This window comes from Trichocoleus sp. FACHB-46 (assembly GCF_014695385.1).
In the GTDB taxonomy this organism is placed as follows: Bacteria; Cyanobacteriota; Cyanobacteriia; order FACHB-46; family FACHB-46; genus Trichocoleus.
Genome location: NZ_JACJOD010000041.1, coordinates 88,357 through 102,984 on the forward strand (window position 1 = coordinate 88,357; position 14,628 = coordinate 102,984).

The 14,628-nt window shown below is 50.5% G+C and carries 17 protein-coding genes; 7 read left to right on the top strand and 10 right to left on the bottom strand.

Annotation, left to right across the window (positions count from 1 at the left end):
- Positions 1-133 precede the first annotated feature (133 nt).
- Entirely contained in the window at positions 134-1,525 is a 1,392-nt protein-coding gene (locus tag H6F72_RS23865; protein WP_199299266.1) for an erythromycin esterase family protein, read from the top strand.
- A gap of 320 nt (positions 1,526-1,845) precedes the next feature.
- Here H6F72_RS23865 and H6F72_RS23870 read toward each other — a convergent pair whose 3' ends face one another.
- From H6F72_RS23870 to H6F72_RS23880, 3 genes are all read right to left on the bottom strand, one after another.
- Positions 1,846-2,073 carry a DUF6882 domain-containing protein gene (locus H6F72_RS23870; RefSeq protein WP_190441673.1) on the bottom strand — a complete coding sequence of 76 codons (228 nt, stop codon included), beginning with the start codon at positions 2,071-2,073 and terminating at the stop codon, positions 1,846-1,848.
- A 302-nt stretch (positions 2,074-2,375) separates the two neighbouring features.
- Positions 2,376-2,645: a hypothetical protein gene (locus H6F72_RS23875; protein ID WP_190441676.1), complete on the bottom strand. Its 270-nt coding sequence runs from the start codon at positions 2,643-2,645 to the stop codon at positions 2,376-2,378.
- Positions 2,646-3,031: 386 nt separating this feature from the next.
- Complete coding sequence (locus tag H6F72_RS23880; protein WP_190441677.1) at positions 3,032-3,436, bottom strand: DUF1499 domain-containing protein; 405 nt, start codon at positions 3,434-3,436, stop codon at positions 3,032-3,034.
- Positions 3,437-3,558: 122 nt separating this feature from the next.
- Between H6F72_RS23880 and H6F72_RS23885 the strand changes: the two genes are divergently transcribed.
- Positions 3,559-3,843, top strand: coding sequence for a DUF2470 domain-containing protein (locus H6F72_RS23885; RefSeq protein WP_190441678.1), 285 nt, complete (start codon positions 3,559-3,561; stop codon positions 3,841-3,843).
- Positions 3,844-3,920: 77 nt separating this feature from the next.
- On the top strand, positions 3,921-4,490 hold the full coding sequence (locus tag H6F72_RS23890) for a hypothetical protein (RefSeq protein WP_190441679.1): 570 nt from the start codon (positions 3,921-3,923) through the stop codon (positions 4,488-4,490).
- Positions 4,491-4,495: 5 nt separating this feature from the next.
- Here the strand turns inward: H6F72_RS23890 and crtW are convergent, their stop codons facing one another.
- Positions 4,496-5,278, bottom strand: a complete 783-nt coding sequence (gene crtW, locus H6F72_RS23895) for a beta-carotene ketolase CrtW (protein WP_190441680.1) — start codon at positions 5,276-5,278, stop codon at positions 4,496-4,498.
- An 83-nt stretch (positions 5,279-5,361) separates the two neighbouring features.
- Between crtW and H6F72_RS30875 the strand changes: the two genes are divergently transcribed.
- The gene (locus tag H6F72_RS30875) at positions 5,362-5,487 is read left to right on the top strand and encodes a hypothetical protein (RefSeq protein ID WP_255527370.1); all 126 of its coding nucleotides are present in this window, start codon (positions 5,362-5,364) and stop codon (positions 5,485-5,487) included.
- A gap of 132 nt (positions 5,488-5,619) precedes the next feature.
- Here the strand turns inward: H6F72_RS30875 and H6F72_RS23900 are convergent, their stop codons facing one another.
- Together H6F72_RS23900 and H6F72_RS30880 are read right to left on the bottom strand one after the other, a co-directional pair.
- On the bottom strand, positions 5,620-5,835 hold the full coding sequence (locus H6F72_RS23900) for a chlorophyll a/b-binding protein (RefSeq protein ID WP_190441681.1): 216 nt from the start codon (positions 5,833-5,835) through the stop codon (positions 5,620-5,622).
- Positions 5,836-6,016: 181 nt separating this feature from the next.
- Positions 6,017-6,151, bottom strand: coding sequence for a hypothetical protein (locus tag H6F72_RS30880; RefSeq protein ID WP_255527371.1), 135 nt, complete (start codon positions 6,149-6,151; stop codon positions 6,017-6,019).
- Here H6F72_RS30880 and H6F72_RS23905 point away from each other — a divergent pair.
- Positions 6,150-8,867 (top strand): glucosidase, encoded by a 2,718-nt coding sequence (locus H6F72_RS23905; protein WP_190441682.1) that lies wholly within the window; start codon positions 6,150-6,152, stop codon positions 8,865-8,867. The two genes, H6F72_RS30880 and H6F72_RS23905, sit on opposite strands and share 2 nt — an antisense overlap.
- A 10-nt stretch (positions 8,868-8,877) precedes the next feature.
- On the opposite strand, the gene H6F72_RS23910 is transcribed toward H6F72_RS23905, so the two are convergent.
- Together H6F72_RS23910 and queA are read right to left on the bottom strand one after the other, a co-directional pair.
- The gene (locus tag H6F72_RS23910) at positions 8,878-9,315 is read right to left on the bottom strand and encodes a rhodanese-like domain-containing protein (protein ID WP_199299267.1); all 438 of its coding nucleotides are present in this window, start codon (positions 9,313-9,315) and stop codon (positions 8,878-8,880) included.
- Positions 9,316-9,369: 54 nt separating this feature from the next.
- Complete coding sequence (queA, locus tag H6F72_RS23915) at positions 9,370-10,536, bottom strand: tRNA preQ1(34) S-adenosylmethionine ribosyltransferase-isomerase QueA (RefSeq protein ID WP_190441685.1); 1,167 nt, start codon at positions 10,534-10,536, stop codon at positions 9,370-9,372.
- 150 nt (positions 10,537-10,686) lie between these two features.
- On the opposite strand from queA, the gene H6F72_RS23920 reads away from it, so the two are divergent.
- Positions 10,687-11,076 (top strand): hypothetical protein, encoded by a 390-nt coding sequence (locus H6F72_RS23920; protein ID WP_190441687.1) that lies wholly within the window; start codon positions 10,687-10,689, stop codon positions 11,074-11,076.
- A 75-nt stretch (positions 11,077-11,151) separates the two neighbouring features.
- Here H6F72_RS23920 and H6F72_RS23925 read toward each other — a convergent pair whose 3' ends face one another.
- Positions 11,152-11,751, bottom strand: a complete 600-nt coding sequence (locus H6F72_RS23925) for a YraN family protein (protein WP_190441688.1) — start codon at positions 11,749-11,751, stop codon at positions 11,152-11,154.
- 264 nt (positions 11,752-12,015) lie between these two features.
- Here H6F72_RS23925 and H6F72_RS23930 point away from each other — a divergent pair, with 264 nt between their 5' ends.
- Positions 12,016-12,525 carry a pentapeptide repeat-containing protein gene (locus H6F72_RS23930; RefSeq protein WP_370527559.1) on the top strand — a complete coding sequence of 170 codons (510 nt, stop codon included), beginning with the start codon at positions 12,016-12,018 and terminating at the stop codon, positions 12,523-12,525.
- On the opposite strand, the gene dnaG is transcribed toward H6F72_RS23930, so the two are convergent.
- Entirely contained in the window at positions 12,522-14,537 is a 2,016-nt protein-coding gene (gene dnaG / locus H6F72_RS23935) for a DNA primase (RefSeq protein WP_190441690.1), read from the bottom strand. The two genes, H6F72_RS23930 and dnaG, sit on opposite strands and share 4 nt — an antisense overlap.
- Positions 14,538-14,628 lie beyond the last annotated feature (91 nt).

Sequence of the window (14,628 nt, forward strand, 5' to 3'; positions counted from 1 at the left end):
CCTGAGATTGCCGTGTGATATAGGCTTCCAATCAACTTTGCAATCCCGCAGACCCTTTCATTCCCTAGATAGAACGCGATGTTTCTAGAGCAAGCCCTTTAGCCAGAGGTCAGCAATCTTTTCGCTACTTAGGATGAATGCAATCGTTAGCAGTTCATCTGCGGGTAGGGCTTCAGCCATGCTAGAAAAATCGATCGCCGAACTAGCTGATGTAGTACGCCAATGCGCCCATCCTCTCTCAGGTTCTGCTTCAGATTACGACCCGTTGATGGATCTAGGTGGGAATGCTCGGTTTGTCTTAATTGGCGAGGCGACACATGGCACCCATGAGTTCTATGAGCAGCGGGCTGAAATTACCAAGCGGTTGATTCAAGAAAGAGGCTTTGCAGCAGTTGCAGTAGAAGCTGACTGGCCTGATGCTTACCGAGTTAACCGCTTTGTCCAAGGCATGAGTGAGGATGCCACCAGTAACGAAGCACTGGGTAACTTTCATCGCTTCCCGACTTGGATGTGGCGAAATACAGACGTGCTGAATTTCGTTAACTGGCTGCATCAATATAATGCAGCTTTGCCGCCAGAGAGGACTAAAGTTGGTTTCTATGGTCTTGATCTTTACAGCCTCTACAGTTCCATTGAAGCAGTGCTGAAGTATCTCGACCAAATTGATCCAGAAGCATCTCAGAGAGCGCGTTCTCGCTATGCTTGTTTCGAGCATTTCGAGGAGGATTCTCAGAGTTACGGATATGCGACTAGCTCTGGCATGGCAGAATCCTGTGAAGGTGGAGCGGTAGATCAACTTTTAGAGTTGCAAAGACAGGCGAGTGAGTATACGCGCAGAGATGGCCCCTTAGCCGAGGATGAGTTCTTCTATGCGGAGCAGAATGCTCGACTGGTCAAGAATGCTGAGGAGTACTACCGCTCCATGTTCCGAGGGCGAGTGTCTTCTTGGAATTTGCGCGATCGCCATATGGCAGAAATACTTGACCACTTATCGGCCCATCTAGAGAAACAGCAGCAACCCGCCAAGATCGTGGTTTGGGCACATAACTCTCACTTAGGCGATGCTAGAGCTACCGATATGGGGGAAGCGGGTGAATGGAATGTCGGTCAACTGGTGCGAGAGCGTTACGGTGAAGATGCCGTGTTGGTTGGCTTCAGCACCTATACTGGCACCGTCACAGCAGCGACCGATTGGGATGGCCCTGCTGAACTCAAGCAAGTCAGACCTGCACTGCCCAATAGCTACGAAGCGCTCTTCCACGAGACTGGATTACCCCGCTTTTGGTTGAATCTCCGCCAAGATAATCTGGCGATCGCCCAGCTACGAAAACCCCGCTTAGAGAGGGCGATCGGCGTGATTTACCGTCCTCACTCCGAGCGGCTAAGCCACTATTTCCACACCCAGTTACCCAGCCAGTTTGATGCCATCATTCATATTGATGACACCCGTGCGGTCGAACCGCTAGACCGCGATGAGCCTGTCGAGGATAATGAAGTGCCCGACACTTATCCCTCAGCGCTCTGAACAAACCAGTAAAAATTTCAATTCAAATTCTAGCGATCGCCCTTCGACACGTTTCCAAATCTTGTGTTTGTCGAAATTCTGAATAAGCGCATAGACTGTGGGCTAGCGATATCTCTTTGTATCATGAGCTTAGTCAGCTAGCGCCTAGATTCACCGGTGCCGCATGATCAAACTGAGGTCATTAGGCAAGCTCCGCGGCGCAGTGTCGGGTGCAATCGCTAGTTAGACGCTGTCTGGGGAACGGGCCAGCTTAACTCCGCCAAAGGTAAAGAACACGAGCGTTGGTTCGTTGGAACCGCGGTATGCATCCTGCGCATTGCTCAGCTTTGCAGCAATTGCAGTATTTGCCAGGCGTCTATTTCAGTTCCTTCCCAAACGGGCTTGGTAAGCTCAGCGATTGCATACTGCTTGCCGCATTTGCGAACTACCAACGCATCGTGACAAGAGTCTGGCACGGTGGACGGATTGTCCCATTGCCCACACCCATGTTTGGCTGCTCGTGTTGAAGGTTCCAACGGTCTGTGCTGGTTAATGCGCCTCAATGCCATCCTCAAATTCGGAGATCAGCAAGCCAGTGTCCTGAGCAAAATGCCAAGCCTCCTCTGCACCGAAGCGCCAGACCCTCTGGTGCCTAGACGTCTTGCTCCCCAGTTCATTCCATCTCAACTGTTTCAACTCTTCGTAAGTCACGGTGTCTCCTAACTCAGCTATCAACTTGCGGTGAGGTGCCTAACGCCCGGCATCACCCGCCCGCGCAACATACGTGAGAGGCATTGTGATACGAGTCGGGTGCATGTGGTTGTTATGCCTCGCCGTAGGGGATTACCGCCCCCGGTAAACGCTCCTCCGCCTAGACTTCGCCTTGGCTCAGGGTTGAATGGTGGATGACCCAATACAGGCCGGCCACGAAGACACCACCGAGCAGGGTGGCGAACACCCACACCATCGGTCCCACCAGAGCCGTCCTACGTCTGCGGCGCTGAAGTACACCGACATCGTGGCCAACTCCGACTGCGAACAGGACGTTGAGTCCGACTGCGAACAGGACGTTGAGGATGACGTGCAGCAACATCACCGGTGTGGCTAGCGCCGAAAATAACTCCCAGCTTTCAGTGTCCATATTCCTCCACAAAATACAAAAAAGGCATAACTATTACTAGGTGTACTTTTTCACCTAAGATCTCCTATGAGGTGATCAGATGACCTGTCTCTCCATAATTAGCTTTTGAGGTTATTATGCGGAAAGTTTTCCGCATAATAACCCTGAACAGTACGCTTCGGTAGAAAGGCGAAGTAAATGTTTCGCCTTTTTAGCTCCTGAACTCAGCCTAAGATCCCATAACAGCTAATTAGCCTGACTCGAGGAGAAATTTGTGGAGTAATAGGATAAAAATCAAGTGATTATATTCAAGTTAAGGCATAGAGCGATCGCCCTTCCAACCACAAAACTCACCACTCTTGACTAGCAAGTCAAGTGTTGTAGCTAACAGCAGGAGTGCTTTAGTTCTAACCTTGACTTTGCAGAGCTTGCAGCTTGGCTCGAACTGTTTCAATGCGTTTGCGGTTAACCCCTAAATCCGATTTGCCCAAGCGCGAGGCCGATCGCACGTGAATCACTTGCTGAACTTCATCCAGGTAAAATTCCACGTCATCCACATAGCCCATCAAAGCGCTTTTGAATTCTGCGTACAAGTAGTTAGGCCTTTCCGTAACGATGGTTGTACGCTCCAGATTTTGGATCACCGTTTTGAGGTCAGCGATCGCTTGGGTTGCTGTGGAGGTGTAAGTCAAAGGGGCAATCTGACAAGTTGGGCTTGTACTTTGGCTATTGACACAGTTAGGGGTATTTGGGCAGGGTGCTAAGCTACCATTTTGAACGCCAAGATTAGTGGGCCGTTTGCCAGCAAACACAGTTCTTCCTCCAATGCATTAACCAAGACCTTTGTGAGCTTACCATCCCTAGCCCTTGCCTCTGCTAAACTTCCCAACAGGTACCCATGATTTGCTCATAATTTGATAGAGGAGATTTGGTTATGGCTGATCCATTAACCCCTAGTATTAGCGATCGCATTTGCAAACATATGAACGAAGACCATGCCGAGGCGATCGTGCTTTATGCCAAAGCCTATGCTGGAGCGACCAGTGCCACTGCGGCGGAGATGGTTTCGATTGATGCCCAAGGGATGAACTTGATGGCTCAGGTTGAGGGAGCGATAACCCCACTTCGGGTTGAGTTTGACCACGAACTGCAAGACTCGGAAGATGCTCACCAAACTTTGATTGCCATGGTAAGACAAGCTCGGACCCAGCCCCAGTAGCACGTTCGACAACTGCCGCAGTCCTAGGCTGCAACACATTAAGATTGAAGAGAAGACTTTAGTACAGATGTACGTTTATGGTTCAGTATACGCTAGCGCAAAGCCCTGAAATTATTCTGACTGTATCTGGCAAAGATTCTGCCAAAGCCCGTGAAAAGGCAATGGATCAGCTGATGGAGCTGATGGATTCAGGCAAGTTACCGACCGATTTGGCAGAAGGATTTGGCCCTCAACAATTTATTGAAGTGAAAGAACCAAGCTCAACGGTCTCCGCCGACGAAGATGCTGTCACCCAGGCAGTGCAAATTCTCAGCAACTTGGCTACGCTCAAGCTGAAGGTGCAAGAATTGCGTTCTGAAGCAGTCAAAGTGCGAGAGCAGGTCGATATTCTGTTTACAGATGAGTCGGTGAGCGAGGAGGCGATCGCCAACCTCAAAGAAGGCTTCAAAACCTTGAAGACTTTTGCTCAAACCAACCTCCGTTACCGAGAAGCTAGAGCCCAAGCAGAAGAGGCGCGGACTGTACTGGACCAAGCGCTCCAATCGCCGGACTCTAAAGCTTCATCGGACCCTAAAACAGATAAACCGAGTGACGCCAAAGCGAGTGACAAAACTACTGACACTAAGGCCGAGAAATCTGGCAAATAGTGTGCTCAGATCGTTCCTTGTGCTTTAGCCGCTCCGGGTAGTTGCCACCAAGCTAGCTGCGGGTACTCATGGTGCTCCTCGTGATAGCCAAAGTGATAGCAGGTAATGAAAGACCAGAAAACTGGAAGGGGGTTACTTTGGGCCCGATGGTGATTTTTGTATCCTCCTTCTGGTTCTCGGTGCGGCAGGTAGGTGCCAAAGAAAAACAGTTGTACCGAGCTGGAGATCGAAGGAATGACCCAAAACAGCGTCATGTTTTCTGCTGGCAAAGCCAGCGTCAAGCGAATGGTGTGAAAGAGCGCAACTAAGGCCAATATTCTGACCCAGCTCCAGTGGGATTTCATGAACTGAAAGTACCAAGCAAAAAAATTCTGATGCTTGCCATTATGAGAATCTGGGTCTCGTTCGCTCACTGGATGCTGATGATGTTGCCAATGTTTTTGCTTTAGCTTCTCGAAAGAAAACAGGGCATAGCAAGATAAAGCAATCGCTCCCATTCCATCATTAATCTTGGAGTTTTTGGGATATACCGCTCCATGCATCGCATCATGCGCGACGATGAATAGCCCTGTGTAGAGAAACATTTGCCAAACCATCAGCGGCAGTTTCCACAACAAGGGCCACGCGGAGATATCTAAGCTCAACAAGCAAGCTAAACTCGTCGCCCAAAGGCTTAACATGCCTATTGCAGTGATCAGGCTACGGTTTGCTTCTTTCGCGGGGTCAGCGATCGTTACCTCTTCTTTTAATGGGGCAGCGGGTGGGGATACTTGCTCAGAGGAAATCAAATCTTCAGCTCCAGATAACGATTGACTTAAGTAGGCAGATACAAAGCTAAGCAGCCACCGCTCAGCGTGGGTAAACAATTTCTATGAAGAATATTTACTTTAATCCCGTCTGCCTCCTAAACCAAGGCTTTCTGGCAGAACTAATGCAAAAAGTGGAGTTGGATGTGTCGATTTTCCAACTTAACCATTCCGAGACTCTAGATGAATAGGACATTGGGCCATAGCAAAACCTTGTGGTCAGACTGGCAACTTAAGCTGAGTTAAGGCCACCAGTCTAACGACAAGGTTGGATGCTTATGACTTATTCAGTGATTAACAGTCAGTTACTAACGAGCCAGTGACTAACGAGCGATGTACTGGGGTAAGAAGTGCAGCACGTCACGCAATACACTGTAACCGTTCAAATCCCACAACAGATATGCCAAGAAACCAATCATGGCTAGACGACCGTTCCATAGCTCGGCTTGGGGATTCCAACCAAACAAAAAGGCGTTCCGATCTTTGCCGTTATAAGCGTTAGCAACAGTGGGTAGATCAGCAGAAGGACGAGATTCCATATTTACATTCCTCAACGAACTTGTTAACAAACTTGTTATGTCCCTATAGTATCGAGTTGCCTCTAAGCCGCAGTCTGCCTAGGGTGCGAAACTATAGGCCCTCCTTCTGACCGATGTAAAGAAACTTTAAGCTAAAACGGCTCTAACTAAAGATGAGTACAGGCAAGTACAAGCCCGAACTCTACAATTCGACAGAGGCTGAGTCGGCAAAGGCAGGTGCGTTAAAATGGCTCAACTTTAAGGATTGGGGTTTAAGAATCGAGGGCTGATTGAGCCAAGATTTACTTTGCTGCACGCGATCGCTTGAGAGAGCCATGACAGAAAACACCACCGCAGAAGCTCAACGGCTAGAAGCAACTCGTCAAAGACAGGCGCATTGGCGCAGATGGGGACCGTATCTCAGCGATCGCCAGTGGGGAACTGTCCGGGAAGACTACAGTGCTAGCGGGGCAGCCTGGGACTATTTCACCCATGACCAAGCGCGATCGCGGGCTTACCGTTGGGGAGAAGATGGCATCGCAGGCATTTCGGACAATCATCAACGGCTTTGTTTTGCGATCGCCCTTTGGAATGGCAATGACACAATTCTCAAAGAACGGCTGTTTGGCTTGACTGGGAAAGAAGGCAATCACGGTGAGGACGTTAAAGAATACTATTTCTACCTCGACAACACGCCGACGCATTCCTACATGAAATGCCTCTATAAATATCCACACCAGGCATTTCCTTACGAGCAATTGGTGGCCGAGAATGCTTGTCGGGGTCGCGATCAACTAGAGTTTGAGCTATTGGAGACAGGCATTTTTGACGAAGAACGCTATTTTGATGTCTTGGTTGAATATGCTAAAGCGGCTCCAGAAGACATTTTGATTCGCATCAAGGTCAGCAATCGCGGGCCAGAAGCTCAAACCTTACATTTATTGCCGACGCTGTGGTTTCGTAACACTTGGTCTTGGAGTACGGGGTCTGGGAGTGAGAAGCAAGCTTGTCCCTCCCTTCCCAACTCCGACAAGCCCTTACTGTCTAAAGCGAAATCTAAGGACAAGGACAATTACAGCGTCATTGCCGCCTCCCATTCCAGCTTGGGTGACTACTGGTTGTATTGCGACCCACCGACAGAGCTGCTATTTACCGAAAATGAAACCAATACGGAGCGTATTTTTGGGACGCCTAACGTTTCGGCTTATCTCAAGGATGGCATCAACAACTATGTAGTTCAGGACGAGCACACTGCTGTCAATCCTGAATTGGTTGGCACCAAAGCCGCAGCACACTATATCTTGCAGGTACAGGCAGGCGAGACGCAAACTATTCAACTCAGATTAAATCAAGTGGCTCCAGCGCTTGTCACCGCTTCTCCCTTGGGAGCTGAGTTTGAGCGGGTTTTTAGCGATCGCCAGCGGGAAGCTGATGAATTTTACCAACGGGTTTGCTGTTTCACGCGATCGCCCGATTTGCAAAACATCCAGCGTCAAGCTTTTGCGGGCCTATTGTGGAGCAAGCAGTTTTACTACTACGTGGTGGATGAATGGTTGAAAAACGTGCCTGCTGAGCCATCCGTATCCCCGGAGCGGCTGAAAGGGAGAAACTCTGAGTGGATTCATTTATTTAATGATGACATTCTCTCCATGCCCGACAAGTGGGAATATCCCTGGTTTGCGGCCTGGGATCTGGCCTTTCATGTGATTCCCATTGCCATGATTGATCCAGAACTGGCTAAATACCAACTGGATCGCCTGACGCGAGAATGGTACATGCATCCCAACGGCCAACTGCCTGCTTATGAATGGGCGTTTGGGGATGTGAATCCTCCTGTCCATGCTTGGGCAGCGTGGCGGATTTACAAGATTGAACAGAAACTATACGGTCGGGCCGATAGTGTTTTTTTAGAGCGAGTATTCCAAAAGCTACTGCTCAACTTTACTTGGTGGGTGAACCGCAAAGATGCAGCGGGCAATAATGTCTTTCAAGGCGGCTTCCTCGGTCTAGACAATATTGGCGTATTCGATCGCAGTTCCGAACTGCCTACCGGAGGTCGCATTGACCAATCGGATGGCACCAGTTGGATGGGCATGTATAGCTTGCATATGCTAGCGATCGCCTTAGAGCTATCAAAAGCCAATCCCATCTACGAAGATATTGCCAGCAAGTTCTTTGAGCACTTCCTCTACATTGCGGAGGCTATGAACCGCATGGGCCGAGAAGAAGCCTCCCTCTGGGATGAAGCAGACGGCTTCTATTATGATGTGCTCCATTTCCCAGACGGGCATCAAGTGCGCTTGAAAGTTCGCTCCATTGTTGGCCTGATTCCTCTGTTTGCAGTGGAGGCGATCGAAGCGGAACTCCTAGAGCAGTTTCCTGGTTTCTGGAAGCGAACGGAGTGGTTTATTCGCAATCGTCCCGATCTGACACAAAATATTGCTTGTATGAAACGGCAGGGGGTCGGCGATCGCAGGCTTTTGGCGATCGTTTATCGCGATAAACTGCGGCGGATTCTAGAGAAAATGCTAGACGAAAAGGAATTCCTCAGTCCCTATGGCATTCGGGCTCTGTCCCGTTATCACGCCGAGCATCCTTACATTTTTGAAGCGCAAGGCCAGGAACACCGCGTTGATTATGAGCCAGCGGAATCCACTAGTGCCTTGTTTGGGGGCAATTCTAACTGGCGTGGCCCGATTTGGTTTCCCATCAACTTCTTGCTAATCGAATCGCTGCAAAAGTTTCATCATTACTTAGGTGATGACTTTAAAGTGGAATGCCCGACAGGTTCTGGGCAATGGATGAACTTGTGGGAAGTCGCCAGCGAAATCTCCCAACGACTCATAAAGATTTTTACCCAAGATGCCGCCGGTCGTCGCCCCGTCTATGGAGACACAGAAAAATTTCAAACCCACCCACACTGGCAAGATTTGATTTTGTTCTACGAATACTTCCACGGTGACAATGGTGCTGGAATCGGTGCGAGTCACCAAACTGGCTGGACTGCTTTGATTGCTAAATTAATCCAGCAGGTGGAAGAGCACGAAGATTAGGGCATAGCCTTCAATCTAGAGGTAATTCTTCCTGCAACTCCGCCCGATACTCAGGCTTGAGCAACAAGCCCCACTGGGCGTTGTAAGGATGCACTTTGGTCGTAGGCTGCTCGGCTTGCCAGAGCGGTCGTGCTTCGTTGGCCCACTGAAAAATGCTGCCTTCCAAGTCATAAACCTGCGTGAAGCCTGCTTGCGCCAACTGAGCCGCAACTTTCGCACTGCGATACCCGATCGAGCAGTAGACAACTAGGGGTGTAGCCTGATCAATCTGGCCTAGAGCGGCCAAGTCAGGCGCAATCGGATCGATTTGCTGAGCAGTTGCCAAATGGCTGACTGCATACTCAGCCTGAGTTCGAGCATCTAATAGGAGCGGTTGCGATCGGACAGGATTGCTGAGCCATTGAGCGAGTTCTGCGGTCGTGATCCACCGAACCTGCGGAAATTGCATTGCAATCGAACGCCTGATTAGCTTGAAGATGAGCGATCGCCCCATGCCCATGATTTAGATTCTGGCCTCTGGCAACACCAGCATGGCATCCCCAAATGAATAGAAACGGTACTGTTCCGCGATCGCCTCTTGGTACAACGCCATCAAGCGCGGACGACTTACCAACGCACTCACCAGCATCAGCAAACTGGAGCAAGGCAAATGGAAATTGGTAATTAATCCCTCCACGACGCGCCATTGATAACCAGGGTAAATAAATAGATTCACCTTGCCTTGGTAGGGCTGCAATTCACCAAACTGGTTGCCATTCTGCTCAGCTTGCTGCGCCACTCCTTCCAGGGTGCGGACGACCGTCGTACCCACAGCAATCACGCGCCCGCCTTGGGCTCTGGTCCGCTGAATTTTGGCGACTGTCTCGGCTGGAACTTCTACCCACTCGCTATGCATAGCATGTTGGGTAATATCCTCCGCTTCGACGGGCCGAAAGGTGCCGACTCCCACATGTAAGGTAACGAAGGCTTGGTCAATGCCTTGAGCTTGTAACTTAGCCAGCAACTCAGGGGTAAAGTGCAAGCCTGCGGTTGGGGCTGCGACAGCTCCAGGTTGCGCGGCATAAACCGTTTGGTAGCGTTCTGGCTCTGCTTCCGATTGGGTAATGTAGGGTGGCAAAGGTACTTGGCCGAGTTCGTGTAGGCGTGTTTGCAATGACTCCCCATCGGGCACCTCGAACTGCAAAATCCTCCCTCCCGTGGGCGCATCCGTCGCTAAGACCGTGGCCTTTAAGCTCGGTGGCTCAGTTGGGTCTGGACCAAACTCAATTGCCGCTCCGGGTTTCAGCCGCCGACCGGGTTTGACTAGAGCCAGCCAGCAATTAGGTTGGGGTTGGGGTTCTAGGAGCAAAACTTCGATCGCGGCACCCCCTGGCTTACGACCGTACAACCTGGCGGGAATCACACGGGTATTGTTGAGCACTAGTAAATCTCCCGACCGGAGGAGATCTGGCAAGTCTCGAAAGATGCGGTGGCTATGCTGAGTTGGGGAATCGAGGACGAGCAACCGTGCCTGATCCCTTGGCTCTACGGGGTTTTGAGAAATCCTTTCTTCTGGTAACTCGTAGTCATAGGCGCTCAGTAATTGGTCGGAGGTAGGCTCGGACGCGATCGCCGGAGTGACAGGCTGATCTGAGGAACTAAAATTGTGAGGTTTGGCCGTGAAGTTCATACCAGCGTAAGGCTGCGACAAGCAATGAAGGGCAAAACTTATAACAACATTGGGTGGAACCCCCCATAGGAGGTCGGGGGCTTCTCCCCTATTGGCTTCAGCAAATCCCCGTAAGAATAGAAATGTAGCATTCGCTGGGTCCGAAGAAACATGGAATATCTCTACTACCTTGGCAATGCCAGCCTCACCCTAAGAGTCGTCGAACACCTACATGGCACCACGCTAATGCCTGTTCGATTCATGACTGTAATTCATCAGATTGATGGCTGGGTCGTCAAGGTCAAGATGAATCGCTACTTGAGCCCACAAGAAGATGGAGATTTCCGAGCTTTCTTGAATGAGCTAGGCATTCCCTACGAGCCAGAAATTCGTATTCAAATGGCTTTGTGGAGCCTGGAAACGGGTCAGTCTGCCATTGATGTGATGCGGCGCTATCAAGTAGCGGTGGTTTCTCACGGTAGCCCCGATCGCGGTGAAATTGAAGAGTTCCGTAAGCAGTTTGTTCTAGGACTGGGCTATTGTCCTGAGACGCTAGCTTAAGCTGCAACACGTGGCAATTTCTTCTGGCTGGCTATCATCTCCCAGCAGGTGTTGGAGTAGCCTGATAACGGCAAATTAAGTGAAAGCCGCTTGGATATAATCTTTTAAGCTTAGTTGATAACCTTCGATCGCAATAGGTTGCCCTTGGGCGATCGCTGCTTGACTCTGGTTAACCACATGATTCATTGCTAATATCGCAGCCTGAACTTGATCGACACCAAGCTTTTCAGGTTGCGATCGCGCTTTTGATTCAGTTTGATACGCCACCAGCGCCACATCAAAGCGGCAAGGTAGTTTTGCAAGTTCTGGATAATTGGACAAAAATAATTCTGCTGTCTGCCAAAGCTTGGCTTGCTTTTGGGTCGTGATCGCTAGCAAGCCGTCCGTATCCCAATTGTTGTCGCTACGAGTTTTAACTTCCACAAATACAAGCGTGGCTGAACGCGATCGCATCTGGTCAGGTGATATAGGTCTAGATGCTATGGATTGTTGGACCGCAGGTTGTTGGGCAATTAGGTCAATTTCGCCCCAACGACAATGCCAGCGTTGATGCAGCAGTCCCCAACCTTGAGCTTGCAACCATGCTGCAATAAAGGCTTCTCCTAGCAACCCGATTTCGCTCTTAGATTGAGACGAGCGGCGCGATCGCGAGGGTCTAGGCGTGTCAGAATTCATGCACTTTACTTAAATTTGCTTGCAGGAAGAAGCAGTCAGACTTTAACCTTCGTTACGAGTCTAGTGCTTTTTCACCAAGGAGACCGACAGCTTCGGGTAGGATCAGGGATGGGACCGCTCAGGTCAGTCTAGGCTGCGCTTAGCGCTAGCCTATAGATTGATGTGGCTCCCAGACTCACTGATTCGTCACAGTCACTTAGTAAAGTACGCGAGATGGACAGAAGGTACGGTTTCCCATTGCTTCAGCACCCAATTCAGAAACCAGTGAAAACAGCCTGGTATCAACGCCTAGCCACTGCTTGTTTCAGCTTATGCTGGATGACTCTGGCGGGGTTGCTGGTTTGGGGGGCGATCGCGGCTCCTGCTTTGGCTGAGGACTATAACAAAGCTTTCTTGGTGGGGGCCGACTTTTCGGGCCGTGTTTTAGTAGACTCCAGCTTTACTAAGGCCAATATGCGCGGCATCAATCTCAGTCAGAGTGATTTGCGCGGAGTGAGCTTTTTTGGGGCTAATCTGGAAGCTGCCAATTTGGCAGGGGCAAACCTCAGCAACGCCACGCTAGATACGGCTCGCCTGTCAGATGCAAATTTAACCAATGCGATTCTAGAAGGAGCCTTTGCCTTCAACGCCAAGTTTGAAGGAGCCGTGATTGACGGCGCAGACTTCACCGACGTGGAGTTTCGACAAGATGCCCAAACTTTGCTCTGCAAGGTGGCGAAGGGCACTAACCCAGCGACAGGACGCAACACCCGCGACACGCTCTATTGCAACTAACCCAACTGCGGCACTTCTAGTAGATCGGCTGGGGTGACGCAGCGTTGGCGATCGAGTTCTTGCAGGTAGCGTCTTTCGTCGTAGAACAGCTTCTGAAACCGCAAGGCTTCGACATCGAAGGCCGCATCTAGGCTTTGTTCTAAAGAATCTAGGATTTGTACTTGGTTGGGGTCAGCCAAGATCGCTTGCGTGGCTTCTTCCCACATCTTCAGCAAGTGACGGCAACGTTTCTCGCACATAATCCGCTCTAGGCTAGCAGTGGCAGTGCGAATCGCTAGACTCGGACGGAGAATATCTAACTTTGCTGTTTCATCGAGTTGCAGAATGTGCAGAACTCGCTTAATTTCCTCTGGCGACTCAGTGCAGCGGTCTTGCAGGGCCGTGAGTAAGTCAACTTCTGTGTGCTCCTCCCAACTGGCGTAAGACTGAGGCAGTTCGGTCTGAGGCTCTTGATTTTCTGTTTCTTCAATGTCTAGGATCTGCCGCCACAGAAAGCGGTAATGAGACAAGCTAAACTCCAGTTCACGCTCTTTAAGGGCGTTATGCACTTCTGGACGATGAGCGGGGCAATGAATGTAGATACGGAGCAGTTGGGCTTCTGCTGCTTCTCGCAAGCTGTAATCGGTGGGTTTTTCCCATTTTTGCGATCGCCCGTGCCAACGCTGCCCCCGAACTTGGGTGCGGAGGTTTTCTTCCAGTTGCAGCGCAAACCTGGCATCGCCTTGACTCAAAAACCCCGCACACTGATGAATATAGTGGGTTCGTAAAGGGGTATTGGGTAAATTGCCTAGGAGCTTGACGATCGCCTGAATCGACTGCTGGAACTGATCAGCTTGCTTCAGGTCTTGGCCTTGGAGCGCTTGTTGAATTTGCCAATCTAACCACAGGGGCGCTCTTTCCAGGAGGCTGAGGTAATGCTCTGAAGAATGCGTGTGCAAGAACTCATCCGGGTCTTTGCCTTCGGGAATGTTGAGGACTCGCAACTGCACCTGACCTTGGTAAGCCAAATCAGCCACTTCCCCGATTGCCCGTTCTGCCGCTTTCACCCCCGCCGCATCGGCGTCAAAGTTGAACACAACTTGCTTTGACTCGCTATAGCGCAGTAATTGTTTGACTTGGGCCACACTCAATGCGGTACCCAAAGACGCGACGGCGTTGGTAATCCCGGCGGCATGCAGGGCAATTACATCAAAATAACCTTCTACGACTACCGCTTGGTCTTGCTTGGCGATCGCAGCGCGGGCCTTGTCTAACCCAAACAGGGTTTTGCCTTTGTCAAATAGATCCGTATCGGGGGAGTTGAGGTATTTGGGTTGCTCATCGCTCAGGGTGCGGCCCCCAAACCCAATCACACGACCTTGAATATCCAGAATCGGGATCATCAAGCGATCGCGGAAACGGTCGTAGTAACCACCCCCAGATTTGCGCGGCAAAATTAATCCAGCTTGGTCTACCAACTCCACCGGGTAGTGTTTCTGCTCTACCAAATAGCCGTACAGCGTTTCCCAACCCGCCGGAGCGTAACCGAGTTGAAACTGCTGAATCGTTTCTTGGCTCAGGTGCCGAGAGTTTTGTAGGTAATCTAAAGCGACCTTTCCTTGAGGTTGTCGCAGTGCATGCTCGTAAAATTTGGCCGTCAGCGACAAAATCTCGTACAACTGCTCCCGCACCGAAAGCTGCCGTTGCAACTCTTGGCGCTGTTCTGGAGCCAAAGTTTTGACATTTACTTGGTAGCGGCGAGCCAGATCCAGCACGACATCGCTGAAGGAGTTTTTACCCAACTCCATCAGAAACTTGATCGTGTTGCCACCCGCTCCACAGCTAAAGCAATAGTAAAACTGCTTGCTGGGACTGACGCTGAAGCTCGGAGACTTGTCATCGTGGAACGGGCAGAGCCCGACAAAGTCTTTGCCCTGTTTCCGCAGCACGACATGCTCAGAAACTATATCGACAATGTCAGCTTTTTGCTTGACTTGCTCAATAGTGTCAGGATGCAGCCGAGGAATGTCCATTGACGCTGTGCCGAAAAGTAGAACTCACTTACTATTGTCACCGCTCTCTCAGTTTCAGCCAAGCCGTTGTGCTTTGAGAAAAGCCGTGCTG

Coding starts and splice junctions, on each gene's coding strand:
- H6F72_RS23865 (WP_199299266.1), top strand. CDS start 134: ATGAATGCAATCGTTAGCAGTTCATCTGCGGGTAGGGCTTCAGCCATG.
- H6F72_RS23875 (WP_190441676.1), bottom strand. CDS start 2,645: ATGGACACTGAAAGCTGGGAGTTATTTTCGGCGCTAGCCACACCGGTG.
- queA (WP_190441685.1), bottom strand. CDS start 10,536: ATGAACTTCACGGCCAAACCTCACAATTTTAGTTCCTCAGATCAGCCT.
- H6F72_RS23870 (WP_190441673.1), bottom strand. CDS start 2,073: ATGGCATTGAGGCGCATTAACCAGCACAGACCGTTGGAACCTTCAACA.
- H6F72_RS23910 (WP_199299267.1), bottom strand. CDS start 9,315: ATGCAATTTCCGCAGGTTCGGTGGATCACGACCGCAGAACTCGCTCAA.
- H6F72_RS23925 (WP_190441688.1), bottom strand. CDS start 11,751: ATGAATTCTGACACGCCTAGACCCTCGCGATCGCGCCGCTCGTCTCAA.
- H6F72_RS23905 (WP_190441682.1), top strand. CDS start 6,150: ATGACAGAAAACACCACCGCAGAAGCTCAACGGCTAGAAGCAACTCGT.
- H6F72_RS23900 (WP_190441681.1), bottom strand. CDS start 5,835: ATGGAATCTCGTCCTTCTGCTGATCTACCCACTGTTGCTAACGCTTAT.
- H6F72_RS23890 (WP_190441679.1), top strand. CDS start 3,921: ATGGTTCAGTATACGCTAGCGCAAAGCCCTGAAATTATTCTGACTGTA.
- H6F72_RS30880 (WP_255527371.1), bottom strand. CDS start 6,151: ATGGCTCTCTCAAGCGATCGCGTGCAGCAAAGTAAATCTTGGCTCAAT.
- dnaG (WP_190441690.1), bottom strand. CDS start 14,537: ATGGACATTCCTCGGCTGCATCCTGACACTATTGAGCAAGTCAAGCAA.
- H6F72_RS23920 (WP_190441687.1), top strand. CDS start 10,687: ATGGAATATCTCTACTACCTTGGCAATGCCAGCCTCACCCTAAGAGTC.
- H6F72_RS23885 (WP_190441678.1), top strand. CDS start 3,559: ATGGCTGATCCATTAACCCCTAGTATTAGCGATCGCATTTGCAAACAT.
- H6F72_RS30875 (WP_255527370.1), top strand. CDS start 5,362: ATGAAGAATATTTACTTTAATCCCGTCTGCCTCCTAAACCAAGGCTTT.